We start from the raw sequence: 17,348 nt of genomic DNA on the forward strand, positions 1-17,348 counted from the left end.
CGCGATATCGCGGCAATCGATCGCGACGGCCGTCTATGGGTCGCTAGCCGCCCCACGCCGACGGCAAAGCTGGCGGCGTTCGAAGCTCCATGGAATCGGCAAAGATCGTCCAGTCGCGGACGCCCTTCTGTCTGCAGAAGTCGGCCTCGGCCAGCTGTGCAGCCGCGGAAAGCGAGACCGCGTCGACCTTGAATGCTGCCTGGCAGGCGCGATGTTCGTGGCCGGTATCGTCGCAAACCGTCTTGATGAAACGAACGTCAAATGATGTCATGGCACCCTCGCATGGGCTGATTGCTTGGTTATGCTCTCATTGGTACGAGACGCCCGTATTGATCTGCCGCAACGGAATGCTCTCTGAGGCGCGGCTATCCTCTTGCGGAGGATATCGAAGGCAAGCAGAGCCTTGAACGACCTCGACAACCAGGAATACGAGCGACGCGCTTTTCGCGAGGTACGGCTCACATGGTCAGGAATTACGAACGGACCGGACGAGGTGCTATTTGTGGTGAGATGTCCAGTCTGGGGATGACGGCCGGACTGCCGGTATTGACGTTGTTTTGCCGCTGACGGTCCATCCGGAGGCAACGACCGCGAAGCCCACGAACACAAGGATCGTAATCAATGTTGCTGCGAAGCCCACGAGATCGGCGCTGACCACCGCAGTCGCGATCAACGGGGTCAGAATGATTGCGGGGCGAACGATCATCCTGCCGTCACCTTTGCTGCTTTCCCTGCAGCTGCTCGTTCGTCTTCCGCGGATTGGATATAGAAGCCGGAATAAGTATCGACGTAGCATAGATGATCGTGCACTTCCTTGACGCCGGCGACATTCTCCGCGGCGACAATTGCCGCCTGCCTCGCCCGCTCGTCCATGATGATCCCTCGGAGGTGCACCACGCCGTTGCGCACCGAGACTTGCAGCCCGAGCGGACACCAATTTGCACCGTCGAGTGCCCGCACGATGCGATCGTGGACGTGCTTGTCATCAGCCGTAGGATCCGGGATCTGGTGCGCAATGGACGCGACTGCCCGCAACAGATCGGCGCTTGTCACGAGGCCAACGAGGCGCCCCTCGCGCATCACCGGCAGCCGTTTGATGCCTCTCTTCTCCGTGAGATTGACCAGATCAGGCAGGGGCGTTTCTTCCGTCACGGTGATGGGATCACACGACATGATCTCTCCGACCTTCCGCCCGCGCTCGTGGACAAAGTCCGCGGCTGCATAACCGGAGCCGAGAAGGAACTGAAGCCAGCGGCCACGCCGGCGTTGCGTGCCGATCTCGCTTCGCCGCAAGAAGTCGCTCTCCGATAGGATTCCGACCAGTCTTCCAGACGAATCGACCACCGGCAGACCGCTGACATGATGATCCATCATCAGCTTGGCCGCCTCGATGATGGAGGTCTCGGTTCCAACAGTGATGAGATGTCTCGCCATGATCTGATGTGCGCGCATTGCCGCTCTCCTTTCAACGCTTGCAGCAAGCTCACACAAGGTCGGCCCAATCGTCTTGATCTCTCTCAATGCCCGCGTTTGACGGGAATCAAGGCGCCACGACCGATGATCGAAGATGTTGCCAATTAGTCAGGAGACCAAATCATGTTGCAAAACCTGCTCGCCTCAATCGGAGCTCTCGCGATCGTTGTCGTGGCCCTCGTCCGGATGACCTTGCAGGCAAAGCGGCCTTCGCTGAGCCAGCCGGCCGAGTCCCGCCCTGCCCGGCATCATCGCCGTCGCCCGTTCTAGGCCACCGGCGCCGCCTCGACCGTTCGCCCGGAATTTTGACGTGCATCAATGCGGCACGACGCGTCCTGCCAGACGATGCCGCTCCGTCAGGATTGTGCAAATGGCAGACAGAACGGCTTGGCGCCCCATTATCTTCTCGTGTCCGACTACTGGTGATCGCGTCCAAGGCCTGCTTCCCGATGACGCGTCCGGACCTCTGACTGACGATCTGCATTCGATCTCCTGCGCCGCTTGTGATGGCGTCCACTTCATCAACCTGCGAACCGGCGCAGTCGTCGATCCCAAGCGCGGCTAGGTTGATCGCCAGAATCGATGCGGGGCGCTGGAAGATTGAGTTGACGCACATCAACACGCAAGTGCCGCCCATATGGGAAAGCAGGGGCCTCCCCAAACGAAGGATTTTGAACATGACAGACCAAAGTGAAGTCGGTCCCGTCTCCGACGCCATCCAGAGCTACGCAAAGCGGGCGATGGCTGTCCAGTCGGAATTTTCGGAGAAGCTGATCGAGGCGAACCGGCACTGGTTCGAGCAGATCCTGGTCGAATCGAACGAGGCCTGGGAGCTCTTCCGAAGGTTCAATTCCACCGCCTCGGTCGCCGAGAAGATCACAGCGCTGCAGGACTGGGCCAAGGGCGCTACCGCGCGCGGCGCGAACGACGCGACGTACGCGATCGAGACCGCGCGTTCGCTGGGCACGATCGAGCTGAACCTGTTTGCACGAAAGACCAGCGGTGTCGACGAGGCAACTCAGAAGGCCGCCTGATATGCCGGCACGCGACGCTCCAGAGCGCCCAGGGGCCGGCGTCAGCGAGACATGGGAGGGGGTCGCGACGGCCCCCTTCGATCGAGACCTTGAGCTCGCCGTCATCGAAGGTAACACGATTCACAAGCTCGTCTTCCCCTGCCGCCGCATCCTGGGCGGCTGGATGAAGGCGGGGACCATCGACCGCATCCTGGTGCAGCCGACGCATTGGCGTGCCTGGGTCAAATAGGTCGTCCGCCCACTGTCTTGAACAGTGCAGCTAGTAGCAGCACGCCTCCGAACGTTGTAACATCAAATAGGTTGAGGGCTTTGCCGGGGAAATATGTCCGACCGCATCTGGTACCGCTATGGCACTGCCGCGGCAGCGGCCGCACTCGTATTTGCTGTGCGCGCGGGACTAGATAACTATTTCGAGGACCGGACCTTCACGATCATCTTTGTCCCGGCCGTGCTTTTTGCCGCTTTCACCGGAGGCCGCGGTCCGGCGATCCTCACCACCCTGCTCTGCCTCGTCATCAGCGCCAAATTCCTCGGCAGGAGCCTGGTCACTGAACCTGCGAATCTGATCGATATCGCCTGTTTCGCTGTCCTCGGCCCGATCCTCGGCTTTATGGGTGACCGGCTACTGAAGGAGAGCGATCAGGCGCGAAATCGCCAGGCCCATCTGCAGTCGATCCTCGACACGGTCCCTGATGCGATGATCGTCATCGACGACCACGGCATTATTCGCTCCTTCAGCGCTGCAGCCGAGCGCCTGTTTGGCTGGAAGGCGGACCAGGTCGTCGGACAGAACGTTTCGAACCTGATGCCCCAGCCGTATCGCGGCGAGCACGACCGGTATCTCGAGCGTTACCTTACGACCGGCGAGCGGCGCATCATCGGCATTGGCCGTATCGTTGTCGGGGAACGAAGTGACGGCTCGACGTTTCCGATGGAGCTCGCCGTCGGCGAGGCCAAGGTAAGCGGAGAGCGCTTCTTCACCGGCTTTATCCGCGATCTCACCGAGCGTCGAGCGCAGGAACGGCGGCTTCAGGAGCTGCAGTCCGAGCTGGTCCATGTGTCGCGATTGACCGCCATGGGTGAGATGGCATCCTCAATCGCGCATGAGATCAACCAGCCGCTGTCAGCCATCACGAACTACATGCGCGGTGCGAAGGCGCTGCTGGCATCGGAGATACCGGATGCTAGCCGCATTCGGGACGCGCTCGAGCGGGCCGCGCAGCAAGCGCTACGGGCCGGCGACATCATCAAGCGCCTGCGCGAGTTTGTCGCGAAGGGCGAGACCCAACAGTCTCTGGAGAGCCCGGCCACCTTGCTCGAAGAGGCTGTTGCACTGGCGCTGCTCGGCGCCAAGGAGCAGGGCGTCCGGGTAGCGATCCGCAGCGACCGGGACATGCCCCCGATCATCGTCGACAAAATCCAGATTCAGCAGGTAGTGCTCAACCTGGTTCGCAACGCGATCGAGGCGATGGCGTCGGGCCCGCGCCGCGAATTGACCGTCGACGTCACCAAGACTAGCGGTGTTGCGACGTTTACCATTGCCGATACCGGCCCGGGCATCAGCCCCGATATCGCCGACCGTTTATTTCAGCCCTTTATCACGACCAAGGAGCATGGCATGGGCGTCGGCCTCTCGATCTGCCGGACCATCATCGAATCCCATGGCGGACGCATCGATGTGATGCCAAACGCTGGTGGCGGCACGGTTTTTCAGTTCATCCTCCCGTTCGCGGAGGACGGGGAAGAAGAAGCATGACTACGCGGCGCACAATTCTCGTGATCGACGATGATCCCGCGATGCGGGACTCACTGGCTTTCCTTCTCGACGTCAACGGCTTTGCCGTAACGTCTTATGAGACGGCAACCGATTTTCTCGATCATCTTGCCGGCAGCACAGTCGACTGCATTGTATCTGACATCCGCATGCCCGGCATGAGCGGCCTCGAATTGGTCCGCAAGCTCAAGGCCGACGCGCTCGCATGTCCCGTCATTCTGATGACTGGCCATGGAGACGTTGCACTCGCGGTCGAGGCGATGAAGGCAGGCGCGGTTGACTTCATCGAAAAACCGTTCGAGGACGAGGCGCTGTTGCGTGCAATCGGCGAAGCCTTGCAAACACAGTCGGCGGCCCAGGCCGACTGTACGGTCAAGCGCGAGGCCGAGGCTCGCCTGGTGGATCTCTCGCCGCGCGAACGTGACGTTCTGCGGGGGCTCGTGGCGGGCAAGATCAACAAGGTGATCGCCCACGACCTGGGCATCAGCCCTCGAACAGTCGAGGTCTACCGGGCTAACCTGATGGCCAAGACCAATGTGCGCAGCATGTCGGAATTGATGCGGATCGCGATCGCTGCTGGGCTCTAGACGTCCCAAGAAAGCGATTATTCAAGGCTGCTTGTCCACGGAGATAAAGACCGCCAAGCCCACGCGGGTGAGGCAGGACATGGGCAAGCGCGTCCCGGAATTTCAAGCCATGGACCGCCGCTGTTTCTCTCCAGCGTAAGCGCCGTATCCCTCATCATGGACGCGTTTATCGCCATGCGATCCGTGCCGGCCGCAACTTCGCCGACAGCGACCTTGGTGGCATTTTCGACGTTCGCGGCCATCTGCCGCAAGGCCGATGCCCTGGCTTCCTCGGTAGCGCGCCGCCTCTCCTCGTCTTGCCTGGCCTCATCACGCACCTTCTCGGCAGCTCTGGCCTGAACTGCTCGATCGAGCGCGCCATGTCGCCCAGTTTATCGGGCCGCTCGAGCCCCGGTAGCTTCATGTCGAAATCACCCCCGCTCAGGCGGTTGCGAGCGCTCGCCATTGTTACCAGAGCTACCGATATCCGCCGCGCAAGCAGCAGTGTTATAAGCCCGACCGACAACACAAGCGCTCGACGACCCCCTCGCCTTTTCGCTTCACGATCTCGGCAAATGCGACAAAGAGCTGTTTGCCGGTCGGATCCCTGATGTCGCGCAAATCCTTGCCGTCGAGCTCCGGCTTGATCGGGTGCTTGATCATCGTGGGACCGAGGTCGTTGATCCAGTAATAGTCCCCGTTGCCAAATCTTAGCGCGCCGATTCTGGCTGCCGCATTGCGACGCGCGGCGTCGCCGTCCGCTCCGCGGCCGACGGCCGCATCATGCTCCTCCTGCGCAATGCCAAGAGCCAGTTGGGTAAGGCGTCTCAACTCGCTCTGCCGCTGCCCGCGCAAGGCATTTGCCAGATTGCTTGCCTGGATAGCGGCCAGTCCGGTCAGTCCGCAAAAGCTCAGCCCAACAATTGCGTAGATGCGTGCGCAAGAGAGATCCTGAAATTCATCGCGTTTCACCAACCGATTTGCTGCAAACGGGTTGCCCGATCTGACCTGGGCAAGGGCAAAGCAATATGGGCTCGGCTGAGAGCCGGCACAGACTATTGGGCCGCGAGATTTAACTCGCGTCCCCCCTATCGGAATCCTGCAGCAGGGCTCTTTTTCGCATGGCGACGACTGGAACGATCTATCGTTAATCCGATGCAGTGTTGCTTTCTTGCGGCAGGTGACGTCAGCAATGTGAGCCGACGTCAATCGCCGATCAGCGCTCCCGCATGCTGTCGCACGGCCGCAAGGCGAACGAGTAGTTGGTCGTGCTGCTGCAGCTTCGTCCTGGCCACTCCGGCCGGACACACAGCGACCAAGCCGCTGATCTGGAGCAGCTGCAGTTCGAGCATCAATAGCACTTGACGGACGGACCGGCGAAATTCCGCTCCGGACGCCACCTCTTCGTAGTTCGCCGGTGCGATTCCGGAAGTGCACGACGCTTCCCATCACCATGACCCAGTTTAAGTTCGAGAGGAGGAAGCCCATGGCAAGCAAAGCTCCCTTTCGAGCCCATCAATAGCAACGATAGACGCCTATTCCGCCTTGATCCGGATCAAACGAAGTGAGCTGAGGCGGTTCAAGATAGGTGTGATCGCACATTGCTTCGCTGGGTAAAGTCGACCGAACGAGAAAGGGGCATCGATGGACGAGATCACGCATTTCATTGCCCTGCCGTACGACCGGACCGATGGCGACCTTGTTCCGGGCCAGCAAGCCAAGTGCGCCAGCCCAGCCGCGGCGATCGAGCACGCCAAGCACTTATGGAAGACGTTCGGCCACGCTGGTGCTGCCGCAGTCGTCCGTACCGGCCATCCGGGTATGAAAACTACCGTGCTGCGGACATATGGGATGGTGCCAAACGATCTGGAGGAGGAACGGTCTTCTCCTGACTCCCAGTAAAATCAATCTTCGATTTGTTGCGCTAGCTCAAATCGTCGCCCGCCATAGCATGCTTGAATAGAATCATTAGGACGATCGACCTCTCCTCCCTGGGGTTGTATCGATATTCAATGCCCGGCTTTTGCCGGGCATCTTTTTGTCGAACACTGCGCCATATGCGTGGACCAGCGCAGAGCCGAGCCCGCCGCCCTGCTGGCGAGCCACGATCCTGCGGCTCGTGAGGCCGTCGATCTCTTCACATTTCGTGTCGCCGCAGTGGTCGCCGTGATGGCCCCCCTTGCCCGCCTCTATGGTCTGATGTTCCCCGGCGGCATCGGCGAGTATGCCCCGGAAATCCGGCAGCGCAGCTGCGATCGCCTCTCCTGGCTCGGCATCAGCAACGATACGGCCGCAATTGCGCAGGGCGAACAACGCATCGCAGCGAAGGGGCAGCCCGGTCGATGTACTGAGCATTCCGACCGAGGAAGAAGTCAGTATTGCGCGGCGCAGCCGCAACCTGCAACGATCTGCTTCAGTCCGTCGCCGCAACCCACATCACAAGCTCGCGCGCGAGGGCGCCGAAAGCTCGATCAAATGCGACTGCCGCCTCAGACGGTGTGAGCGAGTTAATTCCTTCCGATCCCTCAAGAAGCTTTGCGGCCTTTACCTGACCATTTCGATCCACGATCTTCGCGGAGAAGCAGATTGTCGCGCGCGGTTGAGGTCCCTGAGCAATTTCGAACCGGCGCAGGTCTATCAGGAGACGCGGCGCGCCTTCTACGCCGCTGTCGGCGCGCAGAGGCGCATGCTTGACGTCGTAATTCTCGAAGCTCTGCAGCAACCGCGTCTGCACCAGCAAAGGGAGACTATCGCTCCACTGCGCACCGTCGAATCCCTGAGTTTCCTCATCCGGCGTGAACAAAAAGCGCTGGGTCTGGAGGCGGGCGATCGCGGTCGGCTCCGCCATGACCAGCTGCTCGGGCAGATTCGCATGGCGTTGCGCTCCAAAGCTGTCCACCGCGTGAAGGTCATACGCCACCTTGCGCGACGCGGGCGCACCGCCGCCGGTCATGCGTTCCAGCCCGGTCACGATGCCATCGAGCTTCGGCGTATTGCGCGCGAGTCCTTCGGCGAACGTGCTGAGATTGTCGATCGTGCTGTGCAGCGGGGCGGCATTCTCGGACAGGACGACATCCACCCGACGTAGCGCATCGCGGGCAGCCTGTGTCATGCTCCGTCCAGCCCCCTTTTCGGCCACCAGCGGTTCGCGCGCCAGCGGTGCCTCGGGATTGTCACCGCCTTCCAGCGCGATCACCGGGACACCGGTCAGTCCCTGGAAATCGAGGCCGACGCGCGTATCGCTATGCACCGGCGTGCGCTCGGCGACTGCAATCGTGGCGTGAACCTCGCGCGGGCGGTCTGGAACCAGCTCAAGCGCGGTCACTTCGCCAACGCGGATGCCATTGAAGAGAACACCCGCCCCGACCAGCAGCCCGGGAACCGGATCGGTGAAAACGAGCTGATATGTCTGCCGTTTTCCGATCCCTCCGACATTGTTCAGCCAGTAGACGAAGCCGAACACGGCGACGATCGCCGACAACACGAATGCACCAACGACGATGTAGGGCGCGCGAATTTCCATGTGCGTCTCTCTTTGCCTAGTTGCCGAGGCCCAGCTTCTTCGCCCGGGCGCCATGAAAGTAAGCCTGGACCCAGGGATGATCGGACTTGAGCACCGATGACAGCCGCCCGATTGCTGCGATCCTGCCGTCGGCAAGCGCGGCAACGCGGTCGCAAATCGCCTGCAGGCTGTTCAGGTCGTGCGTCACCATGAACACCGTGAAACGCAACGTCCGATGCAGCGTCCGGATCAAGGTATCGAATTCACCGGCAGCGATCGGGTCGAGACCAGACGTTGGCTCATCGAGGAACAGGAGCGAGGGGTCGAGCGCCAGTGCCCGCGCGAGCGCAACCCGCTTGGTCATACCGCCCGAAAGCTCGGACGGAAACTTGTCTCCGTCTTCGCGCGTCAGGCCAACCATCTCGAGCTTGGCGTCCGCGACTTCCTCCAGCAGCCTTGGTGAGAGCCGCGCCTGCTCGCGCAACGGAAACTGAATGTTCTGGCGAGCCGTCAAGGCCGAGAACAGCGCTCCCTGCTGGAACAGGACCCCCCAGTGGCGTTCATTATCGCTGGTGCCCGCGAAATCGATCTGCCCGCTCCGCTTCGGCAGCAGGCCGACCAATGTCCGCATCAGCACCGACTTTCCGCCCCCAGACGCGCCCACGAGGCCGAGAATTTCCCCGTCGTTCACGTCAAGGCTGAGGTGATCGAGGACGATCTTCTTGCCAAAGCCGACCACCAGGTTGCTTATGTGGATGGCTGGAGTTTCGGGCATGGCTACATCCCGATCGACGCGAAGAAGACCGCAAACAGGCCGTCGAGCACGATCACCAGGAAGATCGATTTGACGACCGACGCAGTCGTCTGCTGCCCAAGCGATTCCGCACTGCCCTTCACACTCAATCCCTCCACCGCCGCGACAAGTCCGATCACGAGCGCCATGAACGGCGCCTTGATGATCCCGACCTCGAAATGCGTGACGGAGACCGCCTCGTGGAGTCGCGCGATGAAGATTGCCGGGCTCATATCGCCATAAAGCCAGGCGATGAGCCCGCCGCCATAGAGCGCCGCGAGCGAGCCGAGAAAGGCGAGGATCGGCAGCGCCACCACCAGCGCCAGGATCCGTGGCAGGATCAGGACTGCGACAGGATCGAGTCCCATGGTGCTGAGCGCGTCGATCTCCTCGCGCATCTTCATCGCGCCGATCTCGGCCGTATAGGCACTCCCCGAGCGTCCGGCCACCATGATGGCCACGATCAGCACGCCAATCTCGCGCAACACGAGGATGCCAACCATGTCGACGACATAGGATTCCGCGCCAAAGCGGCGGAAATGAAAGATGCCCTGCTGAGCAATGATGGCGCCGATCAGGAACGTGATCAGCAGCATGATCGGCACCGCTTGCCAGCCCACCCGGCCGAGCTGATAGACGGTCGACGTCAGTCGGAACGATCGCGGATACCTGAGAATACCAAACAACGCTGCGCTGAAAGCGCCGAGCATATGCAGGAATGCCGCCGAATCAGCCGCCAGCCGCCTGCTGCCGCGGCCCAGCTGATCGAGCCTTTGCAGCAACGGGTTGACTGATCTGCGTTCGGCCGGACCGGAACGGTTCAGTCCTCGCACCTCTTCCAGCAGGTCGCCATATGGACCGTCGGCACCTGTGAGGGCCGCTCTGGTCGTGCCACCGCGGGCTAGCTTTTCAAGCAGCCAGGCCCCGACTGTGTCGAGCGCAGTGACGCGCCGTACATCGATCGAGCCGATATCGGTACCCGCGGCGTGCGCACACAGCCGCTCCAGCGCCTCGACATTGGCAACGTTCCAGGCCCCACATGCGGTGAGCACACGCGGATCGTCCGCATTCGCTGTCAAGGCCGGGGCATTGAGCAAGATTCTGACTCCATGTTGCAGTTCACCTTAGGGTGCTGGAGATGACTGTGTTTGACCCAGCGCAATCGGCCCCACCGGGCCCCAAACATGCGCTTGACCCAAATCAACGGCTTGGCAAGCCGCGGCTCTATGATCCAACAGCTTGCCCGACAACCTCGGGCATTCCCAGGGAGAATTTCTGATGAACCGCCCCGCCTTCAAGCCTTTGCAAAATACTGCATTGCCACACTCGTTCAGGCAGGTTCGGCTCGAGCGCGCACGCGAGCACGATCAACCCGACGGCGCGTCGACGATTGGCTATATCATCGTTGCCCCGCTCGACTCCGCATCGCGGATCGACGTCGAGACCTGGAAGGCCCATCGCGACGCCTGCCGCGTCGTTCGTCAGCGGCCCGCCGAAGATGATCAGCTCGGCCACCTCGTGCATGGTCCAGGCGACAATTGGCGATTCCACTATGACGTGGCCGGCGCGGCAGCCGACGAAGCCGGTTATCATTTCGGCAATGAACGCTTCCGGCCCGGCGAGTATGTCTCAGTTCACGAGGCGGACGGCATGCATCCCTATCGCGTGGTCGCCGTCACGCCGCTTTGATCGCGCTTGCGTCGGATCAGGATGTCGGTCCCCAAGGCACCCGCGATCCGGAGGGAAAGGTCGAGGACGACGTTGACGATCCGGTGGTCGGTCGGTTCAGTGGCGGCAGTGAACCCGAGTTCACGGCACATACTCAGCATGGTGGTGTTCTCGGCCAGCACTTCACCGGACAGCCGCTTCAGCCCTTCCGACTTCGCATAATGGATCAGGAGCTGCATCAGCGCCCATCCAAGTCCTTTGCCCTTGAGATCGGACTGCAGCAGGACAGCGTATTCGGCGTTCTCAAAGAGCGAATCCGAATGAAGCTGGACTGCTCCCACCATGGCGCCCGTACTCGGATCCAGCGCGGCAAAGGCCATTGCACGCGCGTAGTCGAGTTGGGTCAGCCGCGCAATGAACGTGTGCGAAAAGTTTCTCATCGCCTGGAAGAAGCGAAGCCTGAGATCCTCGGCGGTCACCCGACTGAAGAAGCTCTCAACCATTGGCTCATCTTCCGACCGTAACGGCCGGACCACGACGCCCGAGCCGTCCCTCAGGGCGAGCTCACCCTCCCATTGCGATGGGTAGGGCCGCACCGCAAGCCGGGTCTGACCGGCAAACAGCCGCGGTGGCTTGCGGATCGCCACGCGCGCGTCGAGCGCCAGCACGCCGGTCTCGTCCGCGAGCAGCGGATTGATGTCGAGCTCGGCGACTTCCGGAATGTCCGCCGCCATCTGCGCCAGCTTGACGACGGTCAGCGGCACGGCCTCAGCCGGCACGGCCGCGACATCGCGATAGGCAGCAAGTAGTCGCGAGACCCGGGTACGCCCGACCAGATCGCGCGCCAGGTTCATGTCGAGGGGCGGCAGCGCCAGCGCCTTGTCGTTGATCACCTCGACCGCGGTGCCGCCGCGACCAAACACGATCACCGGGCCGAAGGTCGGATCGTCGGCAATGCCGAGGATCAGTTCGCGCGCCGCTCGCCGCTCGATCATCGGCTGGATCGTCACGCCCTGCAGGATGGCATCCGGCCGCGCGCGCCGCGCGCGCGGCAATACTGCCCTCGTTGCCTCGGCGACGCTTTCGCCGGTCCGCAAGCCGAGGATTACCCCGCCGACATCGGACTTGTGGCTGATATCGCGGGAGAACACCTTGACCGCCACCGCAAGCCCCCGAGCCAGAAACGGCGCAGCCTTGTCTGCGGCATCATCGGCATCACGGGCAACAACCGTCGGAACGATTGGAATATCGTAAGCCTTGAACAAGGCGACGATCTCGACTGGGTCGAGCCATCCTCGTCCCTCGGACAGAGCCTCCGCGATCACTCGCCGCGCCGCGGCCGTCTCCGGCGCAAACATTGAGGCGATACTGGGCGGAGTTGCGGCCAGCGCGATGGAGGCCTCGCGATACCTCACCAGATGCATGAAAGCGCGCACCGCGTCATCTTCGGTCGGAAAATGCGGGACGCGGGCAGTCTCAAAAATCGTGGCAGTTCGCTCATCGGTACCCGTCCACGCCGCGAGCACCAGCGGGGCGACCTCGCTCTTCCTGACCCGGCGGTCACGAACACATTGCGTCACCGCCTCGGCGATCCCCTCGATCCGCGCAACCGCCGTCTCCACATTCATGACCAGGACCGCATCGCTGTTCGCGTCATCAAGCAACGCGTCGAGGGCGGACACATAGCGGGTGGCGTCGGCATCACCCGAAATATCGACAGGATTGGCACGCGACCATCCGCGCGGCAGCACCTGATCAAGCCGCTTGACCGTCTTCTCAGTCAGGCTCGCAGGGGCGCCGCCGAGTTCGGCCAGGCGGTCGACCGCGAGAATCCCAAGCCCGCCGCCGTTGGTCAGAAACGCCAGCCGATTGCCGCGCGGGACGAAGCCGCGACCGAGCAGCTCGGCGCAATCGAACAACTCACGCAAGTCGTACACCCGCAGCATCCCGGCACGGCGGAATGCGGCATCATAGACGGCATCCGAACCGGCCAGCGCGCCGGTATGGGTCGCCGCGGCTTTGGCACCTTGCGCCAGCCGCCCCGACTTGACGACGATCACCGGCTTCAGCCGTGCTGCGGCGCGGGCAGCCGACATGAACTTGCGGGCATCCTTCACGGCCTCGAGGTAGAGCAGTATCGCGTTGGTGTGATCATCCTGCGCGAAATAGTCCAGCAGATCAGCGACGTCGACGTCGACGTCGAGCTGGTCGCCGATCGACACGATCCCGGAGAAACCGAGCTGCCGCTCGGCCGCCCACGCGATCATTGCCGCCGCAACCGCGCCAGACTGCGAGATCAAGGCCACGCGTCCGTCGGATGGAGGATGGGCCGCGAAACTCGCGTTGAGCTTCGCGCGCGGCACCATCACACCGATACAATTGGGCCCGACGAGGCGTATGCCGTGCATGCGCGCCGTTCGTGCGACCGTCTCGGCAAGCGAGCCCGCGCCATGCCCAAGGCCCGCCGACAGGATCACCGCACCAGCGACGCCAACTGCGGCAGCGTCTGAGATGATCCCGGGGATTGCGGTCGCCGGCGCCGTGATCACGAGAAGATCCGGAACGAATGGGAGCGACTTGAGATCGCGGGACGTCGCCTCGCCGTCAATCGCCGCGTAGTTTGGATTGACCACCGCGATCGGGCCGGAAAAGCCGCTCGCCTTGAGGTTCATGAGCACCGCCAACCCGAGCGACGACGGACGCGAACTGCCGCCGACAAGCACGACCGATCGAGGCGAAAGAACCCGATCTAGGCCAAACGTAGACATCGGGCGGTCTCGCAAGGAACAAGCGGTGGCGCCTGCCGCTTCGTGCAGCGCGCCAAGGCTCGCATGACATCCTCGCGAGCAATGATACCGAGCAGGTGGTGATATTTGTCAACCACGGGCAGACTTTTCAGGCGATGCGCGACCATTAGCTGCAGAACGCGTTGCAGATTTGTGTCCGGCTCGACCGCGATCACATCGGACGACATGATCTCGTCGACCGTCGTTCCCATGCGATCGTCATAATGCGGTAGTATGTGATCTGTCGTACAGGCAAATGCCTTCAGGGCGTCAAGCTTCGTGACGAACCCAACCACGACATCGTCGCGGAGCACGGGATAGGCGTCATAGTCGTCTTTGGCGAACAGCCGGTACAGATCGCCCACGCTCATTTCGGGGGCAACGCTTCGCACCGAAGTCGTCATGTTGTTCGCGACGGTTTCCTGGAGAAACTCGTACATGGCTAATCCCCTTTGAATGGTTATTTCGGGGACGCGTCGCTGCTTGACGAGCGACGCGCCCCACAAGACGGCTACGCGGCCGTCTTGATGTCGATCTGCTTGCTCTGCTTGGGAGCCGGCTTCTTGACGGTGACCTTGAGCAGGCCCTTGGCGATTTCGGCGCTGACGTCTTCGTCCTTGACGCCCTCGGGCAATGCAACGGACCGCGAGAACGCGCCGAAGCTGCGCTCGACCAGGTGATAGTCCTTGTCCTGCTCTTCGCGCTCGCTCTTCTTCTCGCCGCGGATCGTGAGCGTGTTGTCGGCAAGGTTGAGCTGAACGTCCTTGGTCTCGAGACCGGGCAGTTCGGCGCAGATCTCGATGGTCTTGTCGGTCTCGCTGACGTCCATGCGCGGCATCATCGCCGCAGGCGTTGCGAAGGGCGGAAAATTGCGGCCGAATCCATCGAACAGCCGGTCGATTTCCTGCTGCAGAAACGTGAATGGATTGGCTTCCCGCCGCGCCACGGCGCGCTGGGTTCCAACGGGAATCATGTCCTTGATCATCGGAGGCTCCTGTTTGGGTCTTGGCTTTTAAGTCTCGGCTCGCGAAGCAAAGCTAATCCGGAACAGCCAACGGGCGTTGACCGGGATCAAAACAAGGCCAATGTCACGTGATCAAAGCAAGGTCACAGACCCCTGAGCGAGTTCCGTCATGCATGCCATGATCCTGCCTGCGCTTGGCGCGCGCCTGCAATATGTGGAACGGCCGGACCCGATACCTGGCCCAGGTGAGGTCCGGGTCAAGATCAGCGCCTGCGGCGTCTGCCGCACCGACCTCCATGTCGTCGATGGAGAGCTGCCAAACATCGCCTATCCAATCGTACCCGGCCACGAGGTGGTTGGCCGTATCGACGCGATCGGCGACGGCGTAGGCCATGCGCATCTCGGCACACGCGTCGGCGTCCCCTGGCTCGGCTCGACCTGCGGGCATTGTCCCTACTGCCGGGAGGGCAAGGAAAACCTCTGCGACGATCCCCTGTTCACCGGCTATACGCGGGACGGCGGCTTTGCGACCCACCTGGTGGCGGATGCGCGTTACTGCTTTCCGCTCGGCGAGGGCGGCGACGACGCCGAGCTTGCACCCCTGCTGTGCGCTGGCTTGATCGGCTGGCGCTCCCTGATGATGGCCGGCGACGGTCGCAAACTCGGCATTTACGGTTTTGGCGCGGCGGGACATATCGTCGCGCAGGTCGCACGCTGGCAAACGCGGGATGTCTACGCGTTCACCCGAGCGGGTGACACCGAGGCCCAGCATCTGGCATTGTCGCTCGGCGCATGCTGGACCGGAGCCTCCGAGGACCCGCCGCCGGAGCAACTCGACGCCGCAATCATCTATGCGCCCATAGGCCCACTGATCCCGCTTGCCTTGCGCGCCCTGCGCAAGGGCGGACGCGTGGTCTGCGCCGGCATCCACATGTCGGATATTCCGAGCTTTCCTTACGACATCCTCTGGGGTGAACGGCAGATCGTCTCCGTCGCCAACCTGACGCGACAGGATGGCGTCGACTTTCTCAAGACGGCGGCGAGGGCCGGAATCCGGACACACGTCAGCGTCTTCCCCCTGGATCAGGCGAACGAAGCGCTCGCGCGCCTGCGCGACGGCAAGCTCGTCGGCGCGGCTGTTCTGGAACCACGATGACGCCGACATCATCAACCGACAAGGCCACAGGCGACACCGGCCAGGCGCCTGTATTGTCGTTCATGGCTGGATCTGGCGAACTGAACGAGCCGGTCCAACGGATCGACCCCCATTGTTCGATCGTCTTTCTTGGGCCTTCGCGCGTCCTGAAGATCAAACGAGCGGTCAAGCTGCCATATCTCGACTTCTCGACGTTGGAGAAGCGGCGGCGTGCTTGCGAGGACGAGATTGCCATCAACAAGCGCCACGCCCCCTCGATCTATCGCGGGGTGGTGCCGATCACACGCGAGCGCGATGGCTTCGTGATCGGAGGGACTGGACAGGTTGTCGAATGGGCCGTCGAAATGGCTCGCTTTGACGAAAGTAAGACGCTCGATCAACTGGCCGCGCAAAATGCTTTCGGGCCAGAGCTTGGTGAGAGCCTGGCGGCCGTTCTGCTGGATTCACATAAGGCCGCCGCCAGCAGCGATGGATCGAATTGGCTCGCATCGCTTCCGATCATAATCGACCGTAACACGGAGCAGTTCCGCGGCTCGGCGGACTTTCCCCGCGACAGCATCGACAAGCTGCATGGGCTGAGCCACCGCGAGCTGGAGCGGCATCGCGAGCTCCTGCACTCACGCGCAGCAGCGGGACAAGTTCGACGCTGCCACGGCGACGCCCACCTCGGCAATATCGTTATGATCCATGGCAGGCCCGTCTTGTTCGACGCAATCGAATTTGACCCTGAGATAGCGACAACGGACGTCCTCTATGATCTTGCATTCCCCCTTATGGATCTCTTGGCGTTCGGGCAGCGCGCTGCCGCCAACAGACTATTCAACAGCTATATGAAGGCGGCATGGGCCGCCCAATCGACGGCGCTTGCCGTGTTACCGCTGTTTCTGTCAATTCGTGCCGCGATCCGGGCCAACGTACTCCTCACCAAGCGGCAGCAACACCGGCACGATCCAGCGATTGCGAGGGCTGCGGGGCGGTACTTCGACGCGGCAGTCAAGCTAATTGCACCGGAACTTCCCAGCCTCCTCGCAATTGGCGGGAAGTCCGGCACCGGCAAGAGCGTGCTGGCGCAGGACATGGCACATCTGATCGCGCCAGCGCCAGGCGCCCTGGTTCTGCGATCGGACGTCATTCGCAAGCAAATCCACGACGTGAGCGAGCATACGACTTTGCCCGCAACGACGTACACCGCCGAAGCATCCGATCGCGTCTATCGGACCATGTTCGAACACGCCGTGCGTACATTAGCTCAAGGGGTTTCGGTCATACTCGATGCGGCATTTCTCAAGCCGGCGGAGCGACATGCCGCTGAAGTCGTCGCCCGCAACGTGAAGGTTGAGTTCCGCGGCATCTTCCTGACCGCCGATCGCGCCGCGCGACTGCATCGCGTAGCATCACGACGACACGACGCGTCGGACGCGACGCCAGACGTGGTCTTGGTTCAAGACAACATTGAAACCGGAACGATCGATTGGGATGTTGTGGACGCTTCCGGCACGCCCTCGGCTACGCTTGAACGTTGTATTCTCTCGCCTGCTGGCGAATTCAACGGACAGGGAGAGCGGTAAGTCGCCTAAGGGAAACTCCTGAATTGGTCGATGCCAACGGGTCTGGCAACATCCTCGCGCCGAA

Annotated in this window: 18 protein-coding genes; 9 read left to right on the forward strand and 9 right to left on the reverse strand. The window is 62.0% G+C overall.

Translation table 11 applies throughout. From position 1 onward, the window contains the following. Positions 1 to 43 precede the first annotated feature (43 nt). Together QA639_RS37160 and QA639_RS37165 are read right to left on the reverse strand one after the other, a co-directional pair. The gene (locus QA639_RS37160) at positions 44 to 271 is read right to left on the reverse strand and encodes a hypothetical protein (RefSeq protein ID WP_028332743.1); all 228 of its coding nucleotides are present in this window, start codon (positions 269 to 271) and stop codon (positions 44 to 46) included. A 431-nt stretch (positions 272 to 702) separates the two neighbouring features. Continuing rightward, positions 703 to 1,452: a CBS domain-containing protein gene (locus QA639_RS37165; protein ID WP_283088127.1), complete on the reverse strand. Its 750-nt coding sequence runs from the start codon at positions 1,450 to 1,452 to the stop codon at positions 703 to 705. Positions 1,453 to 2,150: 698 nt separating this feature from the next. Here QA639_RS37165 and QA639_RS37170 point away from each other — a divergent pair. The 4 genes from QA639_RS37170 (at position 2,151) to fixJ (ending at position 4,868) form a co-directional block, all read left to right on the forward strand. After that, a complete protein-coding gene (locus QA639_RS37170) occupies positions 2,151 to 2,507 on the forward strand; it encodes a hypothetical protein (RefSeq protein ID WP_283088128.1) in 357 nt (118 codons plus the stop codon). Position 2,508: 1 nt separating this feature from the next. Then, entirely contained in the window at positions 2,509 to 2,736 is a 228-nt protein-coding gene (locus tag QA639_RS37175; protein WP_028332746.1) for a hypothetical protein, read from the forward strand. Between the two features lie 93 nt (positions 2,737 to 2,829). After that, positions 2,830 to 4,263 carry a PAS domain S-box protein gene (locus QA639_RS37180; protein WP_283088129.1) on the forward strand — a complete coding sequence of 478 codons (1,434 nt, stop codon included), beginning with the start codon at positions 2,830 to 2,832 and terminating at the stop codon, positions 4,261 to 4,263. Beyond that, positions 4,260 to 4,868, forward strand: a complete 609-nt coding sequence (fixJ, locus tag QA639_RS37185) for a response regulator FixJ (RefSeq protein ID WP_283088130.1) — start codon at positions 4,260 to 4,262, stop codon at positions 4,866 to 4,868. The genes QA639_RS37180 and fixJ overlap by 4 nt, the downstream gene beginning before the upstream one ends. A 486-nt stretch (positions 4,869 to 5,354) precedes the next feature. Here the strand turns inward: fixJ and QA639_RS37190 are convergent, their stop codons facing one another. Next, on the reverse strand, positions 5,355 to 5,819 hold the full coding sequence (locus tag QA639_RS37190) for a cache domain-containing protein (RefSeq protein WP_283088602.1): 465 nt from the start codon (positions 5,817 to 5,819) through the stop codon (positions 5,355 to 5,357). Positions 5,820 to 6,491: 672 nt separating this feature from the next. Between QA639_RS37190 and QA639_RS37195 the strand changes: the two genes are divergently transcribed. Both QA639_RS37195 and QA639_RS42110 read left to right on the forward strand, forming a co-directional pair. Beyond that, entirely contained in the window at positions 6,492 to 6,749 is a 258-nt protein-coding gene (locus QA639_RS37195) for a hypothetical protein (protein ID WP_157348350.1), read from the forward strand. Positions 6,750 to 7,004: 255 nt separating this feature from the next. Then, positions 7,005 to 7,349 carry a hypothetical protein gene (locus QA639_RS42110; protein WP_428841200.1) on the forward strand — a complete coding sequence of 115 codons (345 nt, stop codon included), beginning with the start codon at positions 7,005 to 7,007 and terminating at the stop codon, positions 7,347 to 7,349. Here the strand turns inward: QA639_RS42110 and QA639_RS37205 are convergent. From QA639_RS37205 to QA639_RS37215, 3 genes are read right to left on the reverse strand one after another with little or no spacing between them, the layout of a single operon-like run. After that, positions 7,261 to 8,370, reverse strand: a complete 1,110-nt coding sequence (locus QA639_RS37205) for an ABC-type transport auxiliary lipoprotein family protein (RefSeq protein WP_157348352.1) — start codon at positions 8,368 to 8,370, stop codon at positions 7,261 to 7,263. The two genes, QA639_RS42110 and QA639_RS37205, sit on opposite strands and share 89 nt — an antisense overlap. A gap of 16 nt (positions 8,371 to 8,386) precedes the next feature. Next, entirely contained in the window at positions 8,387 to 9,124 is a 738-nt protein-coding gene (locus QA639_RS37210) for an ABC transporter ATP-binding protein (RefSeq protein ID WP_283088604.1), read from the reverse strand. A 2-nt stretch (positions 9,125 to 9,126) separates the two neighbouring features. Beyond that, on the reverse strand, positions 9,127 to 10,239 hold the full coding sequence (locus QA639_RS37215) for an MlaE family ABC transporter permease (RefSeq protein ID WP_428841116.1): 1,113 nt from the start codon (positions 10,237 to 10,239) through the stop codon (positions 9,127 to 9,129). Positions 10,240 to 10,420: 181 nt separating this feature from the next. Between QA639_RS37215 and QA639_RS37220 the strand changes: the two genes are divergently transcribed. Then, the gene (locus tag QA639_RS37220) at positions 10,421 to 10,831 is read left to right on the forward strand and encodes a hypothetical protein (RefSeq protein ID WP_283090687.1); all 411 of its coding nucleotides are present in this window, start codon (positions 10,421 to 10,423) and stop codon (positions 10,829 to 10,831) included. On the opposite strand, the gene QA639_RS37225 is transcribed toward QA639_RS37220, so the two are convergent. The 3 genes from QA639_RS37225 to QA639_RS37235 form a co-directional block, all read right to left on the reverse strand. Next, the gene (locus QA639_RS37225) at positions 10,801 to 13,578 is read right to left on the reverse strand and encodes a bifunctional acetate--CoA ligase family protein/GNAT family N-acetyltransferase (protein WP_283088605.1); all 2,778 of its coding nucleotides are present in this window, start codon (positions 13,576 to 13,578) and stop codon (positions 10,801 to 10,803) included. The genes QA639_RS37220 and QA639_RS37225 overlap by 31 nt on opposite strands. Further along, a complete protein-coding gene (locus QA639_RS37230) occupies positions 13,560 to 14,036 on the reverse strand; it encodes a CBS domain-containing protein (protein ID WP_028332756.1) in 477 nt (158 codons plus the stop codon). Before QA639_RS37230 ends, QA639_RS37225 begins: the two co-directional genes overlap by 19 nt. 71 nt (positions 14,037 to 14,107) lie before the next feature. Further along, entirely contained in the window at positions 14,108 to 14,581 is a 474-nt protein-coding gene (locus tag QA639_RS37235; protein ID WP_028332757.1) for an Hsp20/alpha crystallin family protein, read from the reverse strand. Between the two features lie 148 nt (positions 14,582 to 14,729). On the opposite strand from QA639_RS37235, the gene QA639_RS37240 reads away from it, so the two are divergent. Together QA639_RS37240 and QA639_RS37245 are read left to right on the forward strand one after the other, a co-directional pair. Further along, positions 14,730 to 15,716, forward strand: coding sequence for a zinc-dependent alcohol dehydrogenase family protein (locus QA639_RS37240; protein WP_157348354.1), 987 nt, complete (start codon positions 14,730 to 14,732; stop codon positions 15,714 to 15,716). After that, positions 15,713 to 17,284: a bifunctional aminoglycoside phosphotransferase/ATP-binding protein gene (locus QA639_RS37245; protein ID WP_283088606.1), complete on the forward strand. Its 1,572-nt coding sequence runs from the start codon at positions 15,713 to 15,715 to the stop codon at positions 17,282 to 17,284. The genes QA639_RS37240 and QA639_RS37245 overlap by 4 nt, the downstream gene beginning before the upstream one ends. The last annotated feature ends 64 nt before the right edge of the window (positions 17,285 to 17,348 follow it).

It is taken from the genome of Bradyrhizobium pachyrhizi (genome assembly GCF_029714545.1).
Taxonomy (GTDB): domain Bacteria; phylum Pseudomonadota; class Alphaproteobacteria; order Rhizobiales; family Xanthobacteraceae; genus Bradyrhizobium; species Bradyrhizobium pachyrhizi.

Bases quoted from the DNA above. Each gene is read 5' to 3' on its own strand.
- QA639_RS37240 (WP_157348354.1), top strand. From the start codon at position 14,730: ATGCATGCCATGATCCTGCCTGCGCTTGGCGCGCGCCTGCAATATGTG.
- QA639_RS37175 (WP_028332746.1), top strand. From the start codon at position 2,509: ATGCCGGCACGCGACGCTCCAGAGCGCCCAGGGGCCGGCGTCAGCGAG.
- QA639_RS37225 (WP_283088605.1), bottom strand. From the start codon at position 13,578: ATGTCTACGTTTGGCCTAGATCGGGTTCTTTCGCCTCGATCGGTCGTG.
- QA639_RS37195 (WP_157348350.1), top strand. From the start codon at position 6,492: ATGGACGAGATCACGCATTTCATTGCCCTGCCGTACGACCGGACCGAT.
- QA639_RS37170 (WP_283088128.1), top strand. From the start codon at position 2,151: ATGACAGACCAAAGTGAAGTCGGTCCCGTCTCCGACGCCATCCAGAGC.
- QA639_RS37160 (WP_028332743.1), bottom strand. From the start codon at position 271: ATGACATCATTTGACGTTCGTTTCATCAAGACGGTTTGCGACGATACC.
- QA639_RS37245 (WP_283088606.1), top strand. From the start codon at position 15,713: ATGACGCCGACATCATCAACCGACAAGGCCACAGGCGACACCGGCCAG.
- QA639_RS37205 (WP_157348352.1), bottom strand. From the start codon at position 8,370: ATGGAAATTCGCGCGCCCTACATCGTCGTTGGTGCATTCGTGTTGTCG.
- QA639_RS37180 (WP_283088129.1), top strand. From the start codon at position 2,830: ATGTCCGACCGCATCTGGTACCGCTATGGCACTGCCGCGGCAGCGGCC.
- QA639_RS37210 (WP_283088604.1), bottom strand. From the start codon at position 9,124: ATGCCCGAAACTCCAGCCATCCACATAAGCAACCTGGTGGTCGGCTTT.
- fixJ (WP_283088130.1), top strand. From the start codon at position 4,260: ATGACTACGCGGCGCACAATTCTCGTGATCGACGATGATCCCGCGATG.
- QA639_RS37165 (WP_283088127.1), bottom strand. From the start codon at position 1,452: ATGCGCGCACATCAGATCATGGCGAGACATCTCATCACTGTTGGAACC.
- QA639_RS37235 (WP_028332757.1), bottom strand. From the start codon at position 14,581: ATGATCAAGGACATGATTCCCGTTGGAACCCAGCGCGCCGTGGCGCGG.
- QA639_RS37220 (WP_283090687.1), top strand. From the start codon at position 10,421: ATGAACCGCCCCGCCTTCAAGCCTTTGCAAAATACTGCATTGCCACAC.
- QA639_RS37230 (WP_028332756.1), bottom strand. From the start codon at position 14,036: ATGTACGAGTTTCTCCAGGAAACCGTCGCGAACAACATGACGACTTCG.